This window comes from Corynebacterium freneyi (genome assembly GCF_030408835.1).
GTDB classification, from domain to species: domain Bacteria; phylum Actinomycetota; class Actinomycetes; order Mycobacteriales; family Mycobacteriaceae; genus Corynebacterium; species Corynebacterium freneyi.
Window position 1 is genome coordinate 1,832,299 of sequence record NZ_CP047357.1, and the last position, 15,490, is coordinate 1,847,788.

Sequence of the window (15,490 nt, forward strand, 5' to 3'; positions counted from 1 at the left end):
CGGCCGTGTCCACTTCGAAGCCGAAATCGAAGCCGAAGGCGAAGTCGAAGGGCAACACCCGGTTGCGGGAACTGCACGCGCGCTACGACGAGTGGACGGCGGCGCATCCGCGGGCGCAGGACGACTTCGAGGCCGCCATCGGGGAATTGCTTTCCGACGCCGGCCTGGCGTTCGACAACGTCACCGCCAGGGTGAAGACGTGGCGGTCGCTGCGGCTCAAGGCCCTGCGGCGCACCGACGGCGGCGACTTCGCCTACCCCGACCCGTGGAATGACATCCACGATCTCGTCGGCGTGCGCGTGACCACGTACCACTCCAACGAAATCCCCTCCGTGCTGGCGGTTCTGGGGGATTCACTGGAGGTGCTGCGGACCATCGACAAGACGGCGGAGACGCGGATTTCCGGCCAGTTCGGCTACGGCTCGCATCATCTGGTGTGCCGCGTCGGGGACAACGCTCCCCCGGGTCTGGCGCCGTACCACGGCCAGCAGTTCGAGGTGCAGGTGCGCACCGTCTTGCAGCATGCGTGGGCGGAGTTCGAGCACGACATCCGGTACAAGTCGCCGGATGGTGTCGTCGACCCGCGCATCGACCGCGCGTTCGCGCTGGCGGCCGGGTTGATCGAGCTGGCGGACCAGCAGTTCGACCAGGTCGCGGCGATCCTCGACGAGGAGCACGGCGAGGGTGCGGCGACTGCGGACGGGGAGGCCGACGATGATCGGGCCGCCGCCGATGCCGTGGAGTTCGGAGCGGAGACGCTGCCGGGGCTGCTGACGCTGTTGCTGCCGACCGTGCCGCGGTCGAAGTCGGAGCATTACGCCTGGTTGGAGGAGCTTCTCGACGCCAACGGGGTGACCACGGTCGGGGATTTGCGAGAACTGGTGGCGCCCGAGCGCGTCGCCGCCGTGGAGGCGGCGCTGAATTACCGGTTCCAGCCCGGCCACGTGCGCATCATCGACGATCTGCTGCTGGCGGCCTTCGGCTCCGATCACGTGGCCCGCACGGGCAAATCCGGGGCGCACCCGGCGCAGCGCCCGGCGAGGCTGCGGTCGCGGCTGGGTCAGATGCGCAAGGCCGGGGTGGTGGGTTAGCGGAGGTTGGTGCTCATCGTGCACCGCACGAGCCGACCGGCACCAAACTCAGTGCTGCACGAGTGATCGTGACACCGCTTTTGCGCGGAAAGCTCCCCACGCCAGATATCCGGCTCCGCACACGATGAAGGAGCAGAAGATAGCCGCAGCCAAAGTCAGCGACACCGAAAGCGACAGCCCCTCGATGGCATAATTTGCGGACGAACCGAGGATGGCGACATGGACCATCGAGCTGAAAACCGCAAAAATAGCCGCTAGCACTAGCCCAATACCCACGAATAGAAGTGGAACGCCCGCGAACCGAACCAGGCAAATCCGAGCTTCCGGAAACCCGATCTTCCGTAGCCGGTCGGATGTAATGGAAACCTGGTCCGCAGCCATCAGAAACGATGTAAGCGACAGTGTGCCTACGAAGAACAAGGGCAAGCCCAGCATCACCAGAAAGTCCCAGTTTTGAATGCCTCCCCCCGTCTGATTCAGCGCGTAAGCCTCCGTGTGGGAGACGGACAGAACGATGGCGGGAATACCGAACACGTAGGCCAGAGGCAACGCGATGGACTTCGTAGCAGCGTGGAGCTCCGCCGAAAATGCGCCCAAGACAGCCACTGCAGGATAGCTGCCGGCCCATCGAGCAGTCATCTTTTCAAAACCCCTGACGATGTACAGGATCGATCGACTGCACAGCCAGAACAATGCGAAGACCATCCCCAGGATGACGAACAGGCCAGCTTGAGCTCCGGCGCGGGCCGCCATGATCAAAAGCACGATCGGCAGCACCGCAACGGAATCACCCCAGCGCAAGCACCCGGTGCCGATGAGCGTGACCCGCACGGGTTTCACGCCCGACCCCTGGACCTTCTGCCGCCGTGCATAACCGAGAAACACCATTACGCCGACGATAATGACGCTAAAGCTACCGATCAGCGCAGCGACAAGGATTGAACTGAGCGCTATAGGCTCAAAAAACCTTGCCGGATACAAGAGGTCATCAGAGTCTCGGCGATGAATCATCATCACCAAACGCTGAAAAACCGCTGCTATGGGATACGACAACACAATCGAAAAAGTAACGATCATCAGCAGTTGCCCAATGAGCATGAGCGAGTACCGGCGCGCGGACCAGCCCACGACCTGCAGACAGCTGATAAAATAGTCGAACTTCGTAAAAGCACGTCCCACTATTTGCGGCACACAAAAAATCGAGGCAATCGTCCAGGAAATCGCCACATTCAATGCCAAATTGACGGTAATAGCATCACCGACATCGGTGCCCAAGAGCGCACTTCGAACATTGATGACGGCCGCAAGAACGCCCATGGAGAAGCCGATGGCCACCACGGCGACAACATTCGATCCCAAAGATGCACGCAGATAGGACAGCATGATTTTTACCGATATTGACCGACCACCTCTGACATCAGCCATTGATCGACCCGCCACCCAGCAGAATCGTTCGGTCGCAAAGATCCGCGATGGCCGCATCGTGGGTCACTATCAACCCATGAGCCTGGCTAGACCGCACTCGTTCCGTAATTTCCTTTATGGCCCGGCTTGCGTTTCCTTCATCCAAACTTCCCGTCGGCTCATCCGCGAACAGAATTCTGGGCTCAGAGGCGAGGGCGCGCGCAATTGCAGCTCGCTGCGCCTGCCCACCCGACACCGCTTCGGGCAATGAATTCCTCTCTCCCCCTACCGCCAAACGGTCCAGCACCTCACCGGGCAACGCCCCACTTGGCCTACCCGCCATTGACCAGGAAAGCTCTACGTTTTCGAGCAGGCTCAAGCCAGGGATTAGCAGATGATCTTGAAAGATCATCGAGACTGATTCCCTCAAGTTTTTCCGCACTTTTCTTTGAGGTAGATTTGATATCTGGATTCCATCCAACACACCTTGCCCCTCAGATAGATGGCCAATACCGGAAAGACCGTGAAGCAATGTCGTCTTACCGCAGCCTGAAGGACCCATCAGCGCCACGACTGCGCCGGCTTCGATGGCAAAGCTCACGTCCCGAAACAGCCACTCACCCCCCCCAGCTGGACCTCCAAACCGAAATCCCGCTTCAACTACTTCAAACAACGTTCTCCCCTTTCTAGAAGACATACTCATTCAAAAATGCGAGCCGGAGAACGCATTTCAGGCGGTCTACATCCCAAGGTACACTGGCGTGGCCACCGGAAACGTGTAGTTGGATTAGATCCTCGCGCTGATCCAGCCTAAATCTCAACTTGTCTCCGTCGGCAATACGGCATTCTTCAAAGGCCTCAAACGCCAATACCGGAAGACGCGAACCCGCCAGTTCGGCACCTATCCCCAGCTCGCATCGGCCCCGATTAGAAAGCCTGCCCAATATAAGACGATTATCAATATCGGAAAAATATACCCTGCTATTGATGGAAATGCAGCGATCGAAGATCAAACCCGAAAACCGAGCATCTCCACGGGCAACCGCCAAAGCGAGAGGAACCAAACCAGCGGAGACTGGCAAGGTCCGTTTCGTCGACCATTGCCTGCAGTGTACGAATATTCATATTCCCCACCTCTCTGCTTGCTCGGGTGTAAACCTATTGATAGCAAGGCTTCCGCCGACGATCAAGTCGCTCAACCTATTATTCGTTTTAAGTTCACGTTTTGTCAACCTATTCGTACGTCACTTTTATCGTAAGCACGCTCGATCATCGAGCGTTGATACGCTGGCGTTTTTTGGTCAATGCCCAGCGCTATAGTCGTTGGCCTAGACTCCAAGCAGCAGTCTGAACCGCTCAGCCCTTTGAAGTCCTTTACGACCGTTTTACGCCCGGGCCGACCCCTTTTCCGACGAAACCCGGTTTTATCGTGGCGCCGCCGTGGCTGCGAGCTCATTGGAGACCTCGGTATTCTTCGCTCGTTGGCGGATTCAAGCGGTCGATGCAACACCGATGATCTCGTCGAGTTTCGCAGCCGGCGTCATCAAGTTCAAGGTTTCCCGCAGACGGGTATTGAGCAGCATTGCGACCTCTGCGATCCGCTCATCGGTGACGTCGCGGAAATCGGTGCCCTTGGGGAAGAACCGGCGGATCAATCCGTTGGTCGACTCATTGGTCCCACGCTGCCACGGCGAATGCGGGTCACAGAAGAACACCTCGCAGCCGGTGGCGACGGTGAAGGTGGCGTGCTGGGCCATTTCCGCTCCCTGATCCCATGTCAGTGACGCCCGCAGGTGCTCGGGCATGGATCCGATCATCTCGCTGATCGCCTCCACGACGGTGCCGGAGGTGTGATCATCGGCGAGCCTGCGCATCATCACAAAACGCGATGTCCGCTCCACCAGGGTGATCACCGCCGATTGCTGGCCGGAACCGATGATCAGGTCGCCTTCCCAGTGGCCGGGCACCGCACGATCCTCGGCGGCCGCCGGGCGCTGGCTGATGTGGGCACCGTCAACCCAGGACTTGGCGCCGCGCCGCGAGGGCAACAGCGACCGGGGCCCGTGTGCGGCGCGACCAGTGTGCAGCGATTTTTCGATCTTGAGTTCCTGGCGCAACGCGCCTTTGCCCTGGACGTAGAGGCACTGGTAAATCGTCTCGCCGGAGATGGTCATCGTCCCATCGTCGCCGAAGCACTCACGCAGATCCAGCGCGATTAACCTGGGCGACCAACCCATGTTGAGCCGGTCGATGACCTCGGCGCGAAGCCGCAGGTTGGCGTCGAGTTTGCGTAACCGTGGCCGCCGCAATGCCGTGGTGGCCCGCTCCTGGGCAAAGGAGGCGACATACGTGTGGCCCGCCCCGGCGCCGCGCCGAAGTTCGCGGCTGACCGCCGATACCGAGGTGCGTGCCAATTCGGCGATGGCTTGTTGCGTGTGGCCCGCCATATCGGCCAAGGCGATGATCTGGCGTTGGGCGTACAGTAGCCGCGCGCCCCGTCCGACCGTCGCCCGATCGGTGTCGGTGTCGATGTCGTGCTGCAATGCGCGGATCGTTTCGTCGAACCTGGCCTGGGCATCGCGGGTTGGCAGCTGACGATGAGGCATCTGCCCATCCTTGCACCACCGCCGGATGGTGTTGTAGGAAAAGCCCAGTTGGCGGGCTATTTCCCTGCGGGTCATCCCCGAGGCGAGCATCTCGCCTGCGCGACGTTGGCATTCATCGCGTCTGGTGGCCGATCCACCGCGGCTGCCGCGCGCCAGTTCGATGCCGGCCGCCCGCAACCATCGCTTCGCGGTGAGGTGGTCAACTCCGGCTGCTGCTGCGGCGTCTGCGGCCGACAGTCCTGTGTCGGCGACCACGGTGATGACATGTTGGCGGGTTTCGAGCGGGTACATGAAACCGTGTCCTTTCCTGGCGGAAAGGTGTTGCATTCACGATCTGAACCCGAGGTTTTGTGGCTCTTCAGGATTTAGAGTGCGTTGATCTTGGTGTGCAGCTGTCCGGAGTGGATCAAGGATCGCAAGATGTAGTGCCCGAGGTTCTTGAACCCCAGAGCGATGCCGCGCAGATGCTCCAGGCGCCCGTTGATCGCCTCGACGGGCCCGTTGGACGCGCCGATATCGAAATACGCCAGCACGTCCTTCTGGCGCCGGTACAGCGTGTTTCCCAGCTGCTTAATCTCCTCTAACCCCTTCGGCATCGTCGATGAACGCAGCGTGCTGATCACCTTCTGCATCAGCTTCTTGCCCTCGGCTTTCTTCGGGTACTGATAGGCGGCGATGATCTGCTGATACACCGACCACGTCACCTCCAAAGCCACGTAGTCTTCGTCGGTGGCCCACAGTTGCTCGAGTCGCCGATGCTGTCGATCAGTGAGGAAGTCAATCCTGGTCAACAGGGTTTTCCGGTTCTTATACAACGGATCGTTTTTCTTGCCCCGCCGCCCGGTGGTCATCCGCTGCAGGCGCTGCCGGCACACGGTCAACTTGTCGGCGGCCAGGTGCACCACGTGAAAGGGATCCATCACCGCCTGCGCCCGCGGCAGGGCCTGTTTGGTGGCGGTGGCGTAGCCGGCAAACCCATCCATCGTGACAACCTCGACCCGGTCGCGAAAGCCCTGCCCACGCTGGCCGAGCCAATCGCTCAGTACCGCGGCGCTACGACCCGGGACCATGTCCAGCAACCGGGCCGGTCCGGCGCCGTCGATGACGGGGGTGATGTCGACGAGCACGGTGACGAACGAGTCCGGCTCACCGGCCCGGTGGGTGTGCTTCCACACGTGCTCGTCCACGCCCAGCACGCGTACCCCGGCAAGGTGGCCGGGGTCGTCATAGACCAGGTGCCGGCAGGCATCCAGGGCGAGGTCGTTGACCAGGTCCCAGCCCAAGCCCAGGGCTTTGGCGGTGGCGGAGATACTCATTTTGTCGATCGCCAACCGTTGCAGAATCCAGCGGGTCACCCGGCGAGTGACGGTGCGCCCGCGTTCGGCGCAGGCCAGTTCGCCCTGGTAGATCCGCTGGGCACAGGACTGATTCAGGCACAGGAACCGCGGCACGCGTACCTGCAACCTGGTGGGGAAGCCGACGACGGGAAGATCGGTCAGCCGGCGCACGACGTGATCACGCAGCCGGCCTGTGTGTCCGCAGCCCGGGCACTTGTCGCAGGAGTCGATGGGACGAGCACTGATGACCGTGAACTCGCCGGCATCCGCGGCATCGGTGATCGTTAATCCCAGCCCCGCGGTGCGGCAAATGGTGTCGGCGACGAGGTTGAACGTAGGCTGCATCGTAGGGTCCTGGTTCGGTCAGATGGTTGTGTGGTAACTCTCATCTTGTACCGGCCAGGGCCCCTACATGTTGTGCCACCCCGACATATCACTTCCCGCTAATTACGCACTCCAGATCCGGATGAGCCGGTTTTGTAAAGATCGAAGCCTGGAGTGCAACCGATCAAGCGCCCCGGAATTGTCTTATCGGCCTGAGCAGTGTGGGTAGGGGGCTCAAAAACACGCGGCGATTACGTTAGCTGACCACTACCATGAGCTTCTCGTGATTAAGGTTCTTGTCGGGTAGGGAGAGTCAGTCGCGGCCGCGGAGCTTGTCGATCTGACGGCGCTCGCGCTTCGTCGGCCTGCCGGCGCCACGGTCGCGCACGGGCAGCGCGGCGAACATCTCGCGCGGCGGCGGGGCGGGGGTCTTGTCCACGTAGCAGGTGCGGGCCACCGGCGCGCCGACGCGCTTGGCGATGGTGCGGGTGACCTCGACGATCGTCTCGCGGTGGTGGGCCCACACGCGGATCTCGTCGCCGGGTACGACCTGCTGGGCGGGTTTGACCGCGGTGCCGTTGATTTTCACGTGTCCGCCGCGGCAGGCATCCGCGGCCTGCGAACGGGTCTTGAGCAGTCGCACGGCCCACAGCCACGCGTCGACGCGCACGGGCGCGGAGTCGTCGGTGTGGTTCATGTTCCGATCCTGGGGTGGGGTGCGGGGTGCCCTCGCCCTACTGGGCGTCGCGGTAGTTGACGATCTTCTGGACCTTCTGCCAGTTGATGAAACCGCCGACGACGCCGATGACCGTCAGCATGACGAACAAGGACCACGACGACGCCAGCAGGCCGAACGCGACGCCGGCGGCGACGCCACCACCGGTCCACACCAGGGCATTGCGGCTGTACCGGCGCACCGCGTCCTTGCGCTGCTGGATCGGGTTCTGCTGATACGGCTGAAGGCTGCTCATGACGTCATTCTAAGCCGAGCCGCGGATGGTCTCGTCATCCCCTGGTCTTACCCGTCGGCGTCGGCGGCGGGATCACTCCCCGGTGTAGGTGCCGGGGCGCTTTTCCATGAACGCGTCGAGGGCCTCCCGGTGATCGCGGGAATGGTGCGCCAGCGCCTGCATGGCCGACGACAGCTCCAACACGCCGGCCAGCGACTGGTGCTGGGATTCGCGCAGAAGTTTCTTGGCCATGCGCACGGCGTTCGGCGGATTCTTGGCCACCCGGTCGGCCAGGGCCCGGGCGGCGTCGAGAAGCTCATCCTGCTCGACGACTTCGTTGACCATGCCCCACTCCAGGGCCTTTTCGGCGGTCACGCGGTCGCCGGTCAGGGCCATTTCGGCGGCGCGGGCGGGCCCGAGGGTCTTGGTCAGCAGCCAGGCGCCGCCGTCGCCGGGGATGATGCCGAGGCCGACGAAGCTTTCGGAAAACCACGCCTTCGTCGAGGCCACGCGCATGTCGCACATGAGGGTGACGTCACAGCCGGCGCCGACCGCCGGGCCGTTGACGGCGGCGATGACGGGGACTTCGCAGTTGTACAGCGACAGGGGGATGCGCTGGATGCCGGCGCGGTAGGACTGGCGGATCTGGTGCGGGGCGCCGCCGAACATCCCGGCGCGGTCGACCATGTCCTTGACGTTGCCGCCGGCGGAAAACGCGGGCCCGGCGCCAGTGAGGATCACCGCGCGGACATCGAGGTCGGCGTTGACGCGGTCGACGTTGGCGACGATCGCGTCGATGACGTCGGGCGAGGAGATCGGGTTGCGGATCTCCGGCAGGTTGATGGTCCACGTCTCCACGTGCCCGTCGCGGTCGACGAGCAGCACGTCCTGGGTCATTGTTCCTCCACGTTGCACGTTGGTCCGGCCCGGTGGCCCGGCGGCCGGCGCCTCCGATTCGTGACCCAGGTTACAGACGATTCACGCGCGGACCGGCTCTTCCGTCCACGTCTCCCCCGCTTCGCCGGACGTCAGCGCACCGTGCGTGATGGCCTGCAGCACCCCGTCGAGGCGGTCGGCATGCCCGGGTTCGATTTCCACGAGATGCTTTGCGACGGTTCCCCATTCGGTGTCCGAGATGACGAAACCGCGGGCGCGAAGTTCGGATTCGACCCGGCCGGCGTCGGCGGCGTCGACGGCGACGGACCTGATCTCGCGGCGCACCCGCCGGGCGCGCGGCACGTCGGCGAGGCATTCGGACACTGCGTCGGAGTACGCCCGCACCAGCCCGCCGGTGCCGAGCTTGACGCCACCGAAGTAGCGAATGACCACGGCGACCACGTCGGTGAGGCCGGAGCCGACGAGGACGTCGAGCATCGGGCGGCCGGCCGTGCCGGAGGGCTCGCCGTCATCGGACGACCGCTCGACGCGGTTGGCCCCGGGCACCTCGTGGATGTAGGCCGAGCAGTGGTGGCGGGCATCGGGGTACTCCGCCCTGGCCAGTGCGATGAGGTCGCGGGCTTCGTCGCCGTCGTCGGCACGCCCGATCCACGTGATGAAGCGCGAACGCTTGATCTCCAGCTCCCCGGTGGTCAGGGAACCCCGGGCCGGCACGATGAGGGGGGACATGGCGCCATTGTCGCACCCGTCGGTCGCCGGGCCGCGCGTCCCCTCTCCCGTCGCCTGCCGTGAACGCGGCAAACCCCTACGATCGATGGCATGAGCAACTACCGCGTCTGGGCCCCGTACGCCGCCGAAGTGGAGCTGTTGACGGGTGATCCCGCCTCCCCCGAGCACAGCGCCATGACCGCCGTCGAGGGCGGCTGGTTCGAAGCCGACAGGAAGATGACCGTCGGCGAGCGCTACGCCTTCCGGATGCGGGCCACCGCCGGGCACGGCGCACCCCAGCAGGATGACGCCGACGCCGACGGCTCCGACGGGTCCGGCACTACCACCGCGGCCGACCCCGTCGGAGACTGGACGATCCCCCTGCCCGACCCCCGTTCGCGCCGCCAGCCCGACGGCCCCCACGGTTTTTCCGAGGTCGTCGACCTGGACGCCCACGATTGGCGGTCGGCGGACTGGACGGGCCGCATTCTCCCCGGCGGCCTGGTCTACGAGCTGCACGTGGGCACGTACGCCGATTCGGGTGATTTCGCCGGCGTCGTAAAGCGACTCGATCACCTGGTGGACCTGGGCGTGACCCATGTCGAGCTGATGCCGGTGCAGCCCTTCGGCGGCGATCGCAACTGGGGCTACGACGGCGTCAGCTGGCATGCCGTCCACGAAGGCTACGGCGGTCCGGCGGGGCTGCAGAAGCTCGTCGACGCCTGCCACGAGCGCGGTCTGGCCGTCATCCTCGACGTGGTGTTCAACCACTTCGGCCCCGACGGCAACTACGTCGGTTTCTTCGGCCCGTACACCTCCGGCGGCGAAACGGGCTGGGGCGAGGTGGTCAACCTCACGGGCCCGGATTCCGACGAAGTCCGCGCGTACATCCTCGACGCCGTGCGCATGTGGCTCGTCGACTACCGCATCGACGGCCTGCGCCTCGACGCCGTCCATGCCCTGCACGATGAAGGCGCGTTCCACATCCTCGAGCAGATGCAGGTCGTCGCCGACACCGTCGCAGCCCAGACCGGAGTGCCGCGCAGCCTCATCGCCGAGTCCGACCAGAACGACCCGAAGCTGGTCCGGCCGCGCGCCGCCGGCGGGTACGGCCTCGCCGCCCAGTGGGACGACGATGTCCACCACGCCCTGCACACCGTCGTGTCCGGCGAGGACCACGCGTACTACTCGGACTTCGGCACCGTGGAGACCCTGGCGCAGACGCTGCGCGAGGCGTTCCACCACGCGGGCACCATGTCGACGTTCCGGGGCCGCGTCCACGGCCGGCCGCTGGATTTGTCGGTGCAGCCGCTGAGCGCCTTCGTCACCTACACCACCACCCACGACCAGACCGGCAACCGTGCCGTCGGCGACCGGCCGTCGATGAACCTCACGCCCGCCAAACAGGCGTTGAAGGCGGCGGTCATCGCCTGCTCGCCGTTTACTCCGATGCTGTTCCAGGGCGAGGAGTGGGGCGCGTCGACGCCGTTCGCGTTCTTCTGCTCCCACGAGTCGGACCTGCTGCTGCGCCTGACCCGCGAGGGCCGCATCCGCGAGTTCTCCCGCGCAGGGTGGAATCCCGAGGACATCGCCGACCCGGCGGATCCGCAGACCTTCGAGATGTCGAAGCTGAAGTGGGACGAGCTCGCCGACGCACCCCACACGGGGCTTCTCGACGCCTACCGCACCCTGTTCGGCCTGCGCCGCACCCGCCCCGCCCTGGGATCGCCGTGGGCGGATTCGGTGGCGACGAAGGTCGAGGGGCGGACGTTGCTGCTCACCCGCAGCGCCGACGGCGACGTCGTGCACCTGGCGGCGAACTTCTCCGACGAACCCGCCGAAGTCAGCGTCGACGCCGGGTACGACGAGCTGCTCCACACCCATCCCGACGCGCCCGCGGCCCTCGGCGACGGCGTGGTCACCCTCCCGGCCTGGGGCTACGCGGTGCTGGGATAGACGCGGGTCGTCCGCGGGCGGCGGCGCAACGGCCGACTGAGCGCCGACCGTCCGTCGGTCGTACCCCGGCCGAGCGCGTCAGGCCTGGCCCGATGACGTGACCTCGTCGGCAGCCTGCCCGCCGACGATCGCGCCGTAGGCCACCAGCACGAAGGTGATGCCGGTGGCGACCATCACCACGACCATCATCTGGTTCAGCCCCATCGGCAGCAGCGTCGCGACGCCGCCGAGGAGGGATGCGACGCCGGCGAGGAGCGTGGGAGTCTTGGCGCGCACGTGGGCCGCCAGCCACGCTTCCTCGCTGGCCATGGTCTTGCGCGTGCGGATGCCTGCGACGGCGTTGCGCTTGATCTTGCCCGACGCCGTGGCTCGCGCCACCCAGATCAGCAACAGCCCGGCGCCCGCCATGACGGCGAACATCACCAGACCCAGGATGTCGATTTCGTTCAACGCGATTCTCCTCGTTCGTGTCGTCGGCCCGCCGGCACCGCTACTCGGAAATGAGATCCGGCAGATCGTCGTCGCCGATGATGTCGTCGGCGGCTGCGACGGCGGCCTCGTTGGACTTCGCGTCGGCGGCGGCCTGGTCGACCGGCTCCGCCTCATGCCCGGCGCCGCCCTCGGTCTCGACCGGCTCCGGCTCCTTCGGGTCCGTCAGGTCGCCGTGGAGCGCATGGGTGACCAGGGCGTCGGCGATGAGCAGGTCGCCCATCACCAGCGTCGGCACCATGTCGGCCAGCTGCGCCCACAGCGGGATGAGGCTGCGCACGACGGAGTCGTCGACGTCGGGGTTGGCTGCCTTCTGGCGGGCCAGGGCGCGGGCGGCCACCGCGATGAGCAGCGACGTGCCCGGCACCAGCGTCCAGTGCAGCGACGGGTCGTCGGCGTCGATGCCGTCGAGCTTGTGGAACCGCACGTTGACGGCCTTGCGCAGCTTCGGCGACGTCCGCGACACCGCCTGGAACAGCGCCCGCGACGCCGCCGCCAGGCCCGGCATGATGCCGGCCTCGACGATGTCGGCGCGGTTGGACACGACTTCGTGGATGGCGGTGAAACGCGCGTCGTCGTCGGTCAGCGGCCCGGGCACCATGCGGTGGCCGTCGAAGACCTGCGCCAGAATCGCGGCGGCCTGCGGCTCCGGCAGCGCGGTGATCTGCACCGACGTCTGGTCGATGCACGCCGACTCCAGCGTCGTGTCCTGGCCCGTGGCCAGGGCGCGGATCAGCGCTTCGCCGCCGGCGCGGCGCAGGTGATCGATCTGGTCCTTCTGTTTCGCCACGCTTGACGACGGATCGGCCAGATCGGCCATCGCCGCCAGGGCCCCGAGCCACGGCACGCGGCGACGACCCGGCGTCGGCGTCTTTTCGGTGAAGTCGCCGAGCACCAGACCGGAGGCGACGAACATTCCCGGCTGGTCGCCCAGGCGGATCGTCGACCCGTTGAGCGCGGCCAGGCCCGTGCGCGGGTCGGCGGTGAGCAGGCGGCGGAGGTTGTCCGGGGTCAGCGACTCGGAGACCTGCGGCATGATCGTGGCGCGACCGGCGCGCAGGGTCTCGAACAGCGACCACACGCCGGTCAGCTCACGCACGCCCGGGGTGTCCGGCATCTCCTCGCCGGCACCGGCGTTCCCCGCCGCCGGCGCCTCGTCCACCACCACCGCGGCATCCGGGGCCGGCCACACGGGATGGCGATCGGACACGTGGCCGATGACGACCTGCGCGACCAAAGTGGCCATCTCGGCGGCGTCGTCGGCAAGCATGCACCGTCCATCGACGACGGGCAGCGCCATCGGCGAACGCCACGGTCGCGTCGGGCACCACACCCACGCGGTCATCGTCAGATCGGCGACGGCCGGATCGACGTCGACGACGAGCTCCGAGCCCTCGCGGACCACCGACCGCACCGGATCGGCGGCGGGGGCGGCGACCAGCGGCACGGACAGCCGACGGCGGCCGGTGACGCGGGTCCAGTCGAGGCTGATGGTGAGGTCGTCGAGCATGGCCACGCGGTCGGCGTAGGAGCCCAAATCGGCGAAGGCGTCGTCGCCGCGGCGGGTCAGCGGCACACGGCAAATGTCGCGCTCCCCCGACTTCACCGCCAGGTGCGCATGCCGCAGCTCGCCGGGCGCGGAGACCCGGAACACGCCGTGGGCGTCGACGCGGCCCGGGCGGGTGCGCAGGGTGCGGGTGCCGCGCACGGGGCTTTCGTCGCACAGCGGGATCTCGAACCGCAGACGGCCCGGCTTGACCCGAATCTCCATGTGGGCGCCCTCGTCGGTGGACAGGTCGACCACGCCGGACGATTCCGCCGCCCCCAGCCGCAGCACGGCGGGCTCGACCTCCAGGGGTTTGTCGCCCGAGGTCACGCGCACTTCGGCGGGGCTCAGGCCCGATTCCTCCGGGATGCGGAAACCGTCGCCGCCGCCGCGGTAGGAGACGTCCAGGTCCGTCTGCTCCGCCACCGCGAAGTGCGACTGGAAGCTGCGGCCCCGCGGGTTGGTCAGGCGGACGACGAACTCGCCCAGCCACGGGTAGTCGTCGTCGGTGAGCACGTCGACCGCGCCACCGGCGGCGGGCACCTCGAGGTCGTAGACCATGATCATGTCCTCGGCGAAGGTGCCGTAGCCGGGGAAATCGGCGACCTGCACGCGCCACGACTCATCGCGTCCGGACAGCGTCGGCGGGAACTCCGCGACGGGCCCGCCGGCGTGGACCGGGGTGCCGTGGACCGTCGACGCACCGTCGAGGCGGGCATGCGGGATGCTCAGCTTCGGGCGGCGCATCGGCGACGCGGAGCGAACTTCGCCGACGACGCCGGGGCGCACCACCTGCAGCGCATGGACGTCGCGCAGATCGGCCTGCGCCACCTGCCACAGCTCCCACTCGGCGGGGGCCGGCTCGGACAGCAACGGCACGTCGTCACCGGTGACGGGGTCGACCAGGCGGGCGTCGTTCGGGTAGACCACGTGCACCGACGTCGAGTGCAGCGACACCTTGTCGGTGACGGACTGGCCGTCGTCGCCGAAGATGAGCACGGGGTCCGCGGTGTCGATGGCGGGCACCCGCCAGCTCGGCCCGTCGCCGAGTTCGACGAGGACTTCGCGCACGGGTTCGGTGATGGGCACGACCGGTCGCGGCGCGTCGTCGTTCAGGGCGACTGCCGGTTCGGCGACGATGGTGCCGCCGTAGGTGACCAGCCACGACCGTCCGGCCGGCGCCGACGGGGTGGGCAGCTGCACGCAGACGCGGTGCTCCTGGTCATCGAAGAACAGCTGCGGGCGGCCGGTGGTGGCCACGACGCCGACGGCGGTGCGCCGCGCCGGGGTGCCGGCGGGCCGGGCGCGCAATTCCTCGCGGGCGGCGTCGAGCAGGATCGACGGCAGGCCGACCTCCTCGGGCCCGAGGTCCTCGCGGGATTCCCAGTTGGCGGGGTCGGCGGCGGTGGCCATGAGGTAGCCGAGGGTCGCCGCCACCAGGGTGCGGGCGCGCTTGGCCGCGGATTGCGACAGCACGCGCAGGGCGCGCGGCACGTCGGCGTCGGCGTCGGCGGCGAAGCCGGACACCATGGCATCGATGCGTTCGCGGACGGGCTGCAGCTTCTGCACCAGATCGCTTGACGACGCCCCGCCGCCACCTGCCCCGCCCTGGCCCCCGATTCCGGCGGCGTCCTCGATCTTCTCGATGACCAGCGGAATCACCGACTGCTGGACGCCGGCGTGGAGCATCATCAGGCGGGCGGAGTCCTCGCGGGTGCCGGGTTCGGCGGGGGCGCCGTCGAGAAGCGCGACATCGGGCAGCCCCAGCTCGGCGAGGATCTCCGGCACCCGCTCGACGACGTACTCGACGAACGCGTCGACGTCCGCCGACTCCGGGTCCAGCTGCAGGCCGGCGGTCCAGTCCGTCCACAGATCCGACGTCGACGCCACGCGGGCGGCGCGACCGACCAGGGACGCCAGCAACACGGCGGGAAAGGAATCGGCGACGCCGCGCGCACCGTCGACGTCGACCGTCTTGAGCAGCGGGCCGAGGAACCCGTCGATGCGCTCCACCTCATCCATCCGGATGCCGCACCAGGCCACCAGGGCCTCTGCGCCGCCATCCGAATCGGCGTCGGCGGCCAGGGCGGTCAAACGCCCCCGAAGATCAAGGTCCGCGGCGGCGAGCCAGGCGCGAAGGGGATTCGGATCATGCGGCGCATCGGCCATGATTGGGTTCACA

At 66.5% G+C, this 15,490-nt stretch carries 12 protein-coding genes; 2 read left to right on the plus strand and 10 right to left on the minus strand.

From position 1 onward, the window contains the following. Window positions 1-5: 5 nt before the first annotated feature. The gene (locus CFREN_RS08175; RefSeq protein WP_209652640.1) at window positions 6-1,091 is read left to right on the plus strand and encodes a GTP pyrophosphokinase; all 1,086 of its coding nucleotides are present in this window, start codon (window positions 6-8) and stop codon (window positions 1,089-1,091) included. Between the two features lie 48 nt (window positions 1,092-1,139). On the opposite strand, the gene CFREN_RS08180 is transcribed toward CFREN_RS08175, so the two are convergent. From CFREN_RS08180 to CFREN_RS08215, 8 genes are all read right to left on the minus strand, one after another. Beyond that, window positions 1,140-2,516 carry a hypothetical protein gene (locus tag CFREN_RS08180; RefSeq protein ID WP_141743067.1) on the minus strand — a complete coding sequence of 459 codons (1,377 nt, stop codon included), beginning with the start codon at window positions 2,514-2,516 and terminating at the stop codon, window positions 1,140-1,142. Continuing rightward, window positions 2,509-3,096 (minus strand): ATP-binding cassette domain-containing protein, encoded by a 588-nt coding sequence (locus CFREN_RS08185; RefSeq protein WP_209652637.1) that lies wholly within the window; start codon window positions 3,094-3,096, stop codon window positions 2,509-2,511. The genes CFREN_RS08180 and CFREN_RS08185 overlap by 8 nt, the downstream gene beginning before the upstream one ends. A gap of 889 nt (window positions 3,097-3,985) precedes the next feature. After that, a complete protein-coding gene (locus tag CFREN_RS08190; protein ID WP_209652636.1) occupies window positions 3,986-5,392 on the minus strand; it encodes an IS30 family transposase in 1,407 nt (468 codons plus the stop codon). 74 nt (window positions 5,393-5,466) lie between these two features. After that, window positions 5,467-6,783 carry an ISL3 family transposase gene (locus tag CFREN_RS08195; protein ID WP_209651996.1) on the minus strand — a complete coding sequence of 439 codons (1,317 nt, stop codon included), beginning with the start codon at window positions 6,781-6,783 and terminating at the stop codon, window positions 5,467-5,469. 292 nt (window positions 6,784-7,075) lie between these two features. Continuing rightward, a complete protein-coding gene (locus CFREN_RS08200; RefSeq protein ID WP_070519441.1) occupies window positions 7,076-7,459 on the minus strand; it encodes an RNA-binding S4 domain-containing protein in 384 nt (127 codons plus the stop codon). Window positions 7,460-7,496: 37 nt separating this feature from the next. Then, window positions 7,497-7,733, minus strand: coding sequence for a hypothetical protein (locus CFREN_RS08205; RefSeq protein ID WP_035122518.1), 237 nt, complete (start codon window positions 7,731-7,733; stop codon window positions 7,497-7,499). 72 nt (window positions 7,734-7,805) lie between these two features. Next, window positions 7,806-8,609 (minus strand): crotonase/enoyl-CoA hydratase family protein, encoded by an 804-nt coding sequence (locus tag CFREN_RS08210; protein WP_209652634.1) that lies wholly within the window; start codon window positions 8,607-8,609, stop codon window positions 7,806-7,808. Window positions 8,610-8,690: 81 nt separating this feature from the next. Beyond that, complete coding sequence (locus CFREN_RS08215) at window positions 8,691-9,338, minus strand: IMPACT family protein (RefSeq protein ID WP_209652632.1); 648 nt, start codon at window positions 9,336-9,338, stop codon at window positions 8,691-8,693. Window positions 9,339-9,428: 90 nt separating this feature from the next. On the opposite strand from CFREN_RS08215, the gene treZ reads away from it, so the two are divergent. Continuing rightward, window positions 9,429-11,273 carry a malto-oligosyltrehalose trehalohydrolase gene (gene treZ / locus CFREN_RS08220; protein ID WP_209652629.1) on the plus strand — a complete coding sequence of 615 codons (1,845 nt, stop codon included), beginning with the start codon at window positions 9,429-9,431 and terminating at the stop codon, window positions 11,271-11,273. A 78-nt stretch (window positions 11,274-11,351) separates the two neighbouring features. On the opposite strand, the gene CFREN_RS08225 is transcribed toward treZ, so the two are convergent. Together CFREN_RS08225 and CFREN_RS08230 are read right to left on the minus strand one after the other, a co-directional pair. Beyond that, window positions 11,352-11,723 (minus strand): SdpI family protein, encoded by a 372-nt coding sequence (locus CFREN_RS08225; RefSeq protein ID WP_070519437.1) that lies wholly within the window; start codon window positions 11,721-11,723, stop codon window positions 11,352-11,354. Between the two features lie 40 nt (window positions 11,724-11,763). Next, window positions 11,764-15,489 carry a hypothetical protein gene (locus tag CFREN_RS08230; protein ID WP_209652627.1) on the minus strand — a complete coding sequence of 1,242 codons (3,726 nt, stop codon included), beginning with the start codon at window positions 15,487-15,489 and terminating at the stop codon, window positions 11,764-11,766. Between the last annotated feature and the right edge of the window lies 1 nt (window position 15,490).